This window comes from Parabacteroides sp. 52 (assembly GCF_010500925.1).
Classification (GTDB): Bacteria; Bacteroidota; Bacteroidia; order Bacteroidales; family Tannerellaceae; genus QVMG01.
Genome location: NZ_QVMG01000047.1, coordinates 1 through 4,130, shown reverse-complemented (window position 1 = coordinate 4,130; position 4,130 = coordinate 1). Strand labels below are relative to the sequence as shown.

Below are 4,130 nucleotides of genomic sequence, written 5' to 3'. Positions count from 1 at the left end.
TCACCTTGCTTTTGTAAGTCAATTTCACTTCACTTGCTTTATAAATCCCCATAAATAGTAAATTTTAGTTGTTAGTAAATCGAAAGAATGGAGAAAACAGAAACTTTAGGAACTCAAACGGCTAAACTCCTTTGAAATGGGGAATCACTCTAAATTCTCTTTTGAAAAGGTAAAGTCTATTTCTAAATTTCAAATGATTTGAGTTTTGCTGTGAGAGTACGCTAAAAGCTTCTATTTTCTCATTACTAATGGGTGAGGGGAAGATTGGTAACAGAGGTATCGTTCAAGTGATAAAAAGCACTTTTAGGCTTAGATAATTTCTGATAGTCTGGTTTTAGGTAGAAATAAAGTCTGTATATATGAGAGGCTCTAAAAATCAGACGGGAGGGGGATTTATATCAAGGTTAGTATATATGTACGCTTGCCTTTATGTAGTATTGAAGCTAAGAGCCTTATAAACATCTTAACTTCACAAAGTGATACTTTTTTGAGAAAGGGTATATAAAAGCTATTTTGTTAGAAAAAAGTATCAAATTAATCCACACTAAAGAAAAGGAGAGGAGCATTTTTCTAGGTTGGATATATGTGCTTGTCTCTTATTATAGAGCTTTCTTAGAAAAAACAAAGCTAGTATATAAAGTTCTATAATCGGTTATTACAAGTAAGGCTTGCAGTAAAATCGTACAATGAAAAATCACTTTTGTAATAAGGATTGTCGAAAAATGCCAATAGTTAATTACATTTGTACATGGATCTCATGAAAGAAATAATTAAGTTTTTCACAGACAAAGAGTACTCGTTCTCCTCTAAGTTAGTAGGAACTCTTATTGTATTGTCTGCACTTCTTCTTGTAGACAACATACTTGGCTTCTCTTTTTATTATAACATAAACCAAAAGACCAATCAGATAGAAAAGATTGAGAGAATAAAGAAGGAGGCTGCTAACAACTTAATTCTGTTAGAAAATCTAGAGATGACAGAAAAATTGGTGTTAGAACGGAAGAATATCTTCAAAAAGTTCCTCGACCTTTTCAGCAAAGAACCTTTCGATAAAATAATTTCTTTTAATGACAAAAGTCATAGCGACCTCTATGCGAGAGAAGAATCTGTCGTAACTATTAACAAATCAGATACATCAGTATGCGATTGCAAATTTAATCACCCTTGGATTTATTCATTCCGTTGCGACACCCTGAAAGTAGATACCGCATATAACGAATTTGAGAACTCAAAAAAATCCGACACTATAACGATTGACAACGATGATTTTGAAAAAGAAGAGAAGTGCCAAATGGTTGCAACTCGTTCAAAGCTATGGCACACAGTCACTTCTTCCTTCCTATTTATATTTGCATTAATACTAATGCCATTTCTTTTGTTTGACGAAAAAAAGAAAATAAATAGTGATTTTATTATAGGACTACTCTTTGTGGTAATATTTTTCGGGTTTTTAATTTGGCTTTGGCAGTATTTATTTGGATTAATACCTGTAATTTATGGAAAGCCATGGATAAACTACATTGTAAATATATTAATAAATTTTACACTAGTTGGATTATCAGTATTAGGGGGAAAGAAAAAAACATGATTCTAATATGGCGAATAGAGTAAATTTAACCGACAGAAAAGGTGTACAAGCTTTTGATGGTTTTGTCACAAACACATTAGGATGGATATTTAGAGAACAATCCATAATAGATTTAGGAATTGATGCTCATATCGAACAAGTGAAAAATGGTGATTCAACGGGGGCACTTATCGCAGTACAGATAAAAACAGGATTAAGCAATGTTAAAGTTAATAAAAATGGAGATTACGACTACTATATGTCAAGAGTTCACTACAACTACTGGCTATCTTATAGTATTCCTGTTATTATTGTACTATTTGATCCTGATGGGAAAAATTTGTATTGGGCTTCTGTTGCAAAAAGAAATATGCTTGAAACAGGAAAAGGAAACTATAAAATAACCATAAAAAAAGACATGGTATGCAGTAATAATACAATAGTCGATTTCGAAGAAATAATCACATTACATAAACCATGTTCATTCACTGACGATTTGCCTGAAATAACAGACAAAAGCGAATTGTTGAATTATTGCACAGAATTGTTTCATCAATGTTCTGAATCATTATTAAAAATGAGAGAACATATAGACAAACTCTCAAAAGACTACGATAGAGGATCAGAAAGAATGCAGAGTTTTATTGTTAACAACAGCTCTGGATGGACTAAACAGATGGCAGAAAAGGAGATAAAAATAGTAAAAAACTCGTTCACCCTTTCTGTGAACATCTGTCGTGCAAGAATCTCCAACGAGATTCCCGTATTAATTAATATCTTTATTAAAACAATAACATATTTAGAGTATTTTTTGCTTAACATTGCAGATGCCATAGAAGTGGACATATTCAAACATTTCACATCAAATTCATTATCAGGGCTGAAAGAGTCAATTGATTTTTTAATTAAGTCAATAGATAAAGTTGTTGATTTTTTCACGGAATCAGAAGGTGAATATGGTGATTTCGTCCGATCCCGCATACAATTCGCAAAGACAATTAAAAATTATCAATGTGAGCTGATCAATTTATCACGCCTAACACATCATCTAATTAACGAGGTGTGTGATTCGTAAATAATTTCAAATTCAAATCAATGATAACTATTTTATAAAAACATATATAAAAGAGACTTTTATCCTGAATTACTTTCTAATAAGACCGTACCTCTGTCCACTTTCCCGACAAAACAGACCTTAGACATAACTTATAAAGAATACTTATCTTTCGTTTTTCCGACTATCGATTTTCCGTACCTTTGTAAATGCTAAGGATGAGATAGTTCCCAACTCAAAATCACAACTTCATTTTCATTTCGTGCATAACTGACTATATCTACTCATTAAGTCCGAATTTTGTCTATAAGATTAACCACTTGCAAAGATTCTACATCTATTCACTTATAAACAATGACCAATGTACTGCACTTATGAAGAACTAAGACCACAAGCCATTGAAGCGGGCATAAAAGATTCACGTATCCATATATCGGTATGGCTACAACAACAAGGCTATATAAGACTAAGAAAACAGATTAACCGTATTCGTAAAAACTACTATTTGAAACCATTATGAAAGTAGCAAAGAAAGACAGCAAGAACAAAGGCATAACTTATATACCAACCAAGATAAGAGAGATCACTACTACTGATATAACTTACTACCCCATAGATATAGACTTATTAAGAGAATATTTACAGTCACGCTTAAAGCAAGATAAAAAACCAAAGAAAAAATCCAGATTTAGTTCGAAGAAGTAAGATAAGGCTAAGAGTAGAAGCAGATTTTGTCTGGTTTTATTTCTTGTAGTAGTGTCCGCCTCATGAATATTTTCTGTCCGCTAGATGAATAAAAAGTGTCCACTAGACGGATGGCTATACTAATACCTAATTACTAATATCTAATTGACTAATACGCTACTAGACATTTTCCTTCTTATGAAGAAAAATGGATTTCTAAAAATCATCCTAAAAATGAACCTGTATTCCTATGATTTACCATATACCCACCAAGTCAATTTTTAAGAACAGAAAAGATGCTAAAATCCATTTCGGAACAAGTAAGTACCTTAAAATGGAGAAGGATAAAAGAGATATCATATTTATAAATTCAAATTCATCTGCTACTAATGAATTACAGAAGAATAACCGAAAAGATAGCTAACTATTTTACCCCAACAGAAGCATATACATTCTTTTGCTTAGCTATAAAATCAGATCGGGAAACCTTAGATTCAAACGTAAAACAACAAACCTTAGTTGAGTATATCAACAAATATGCTTACACAGATAAAGATCGAACATCCCAAGCAACTGTTTCTCGACACCTTTCGGAGTTTGAGAGACATGGATTGCTAACTAAAAAATCATCAGATCATTTTGGCAAATTGGGTTACTTTATAAAAAACAAGTATCAACTCGAAACAGAACACTATGTCTTTATAGATGAAGCTTTAGTAAAACTACCTATTCCAAATAAGTTGAAAGGCTTCCTTATTCTTGTAAAATGCAGATGTCTTAATAATACCAATTTCTGTGGTTATTCATCATACAGAAGATTATCAG

General features: G+C 32.0%; 3 protein-coding genes. All 3 read left to right on the top strand.

Annotated features, from left to right (window positions below; genetic code table 11):
• The first annotated feature begins 757 nt into the window (after positions 1–757).
• Positions 758–1,588 (top strand): hypothetical protein, encoded by an 831-nt coding sequence (locus tag D0T51_RS12060; RefSeq protein ID WP_163729631.1) that lies wholly within the window; start codon positions 758–760, stop codon positions 1,586–1,588.
• 7 nt (positions 1,589–1,595) lie between these two features.
• Positions 1,596–2,642 (top strand): DUF4365 domain-containing protein, encoded by a 1,047-nt coding sequence (locus D0T51_RS12055; RefSeq protein ID WP_163729629.1) that lies wholly within the window; start codon positions 1,596–1,598, stop codon positions 2,640–2,642.
• Between the two features lie 1,052 nt (positions 2,643–3,694).
• The coding region (locus D0T51_RS12260; RefSeq protein WP_203583392.1) for a helix-turn-helix domain-containing protein at positions 3,695–4,130 on the top strand (436 nt) is incomplete at its 3' end.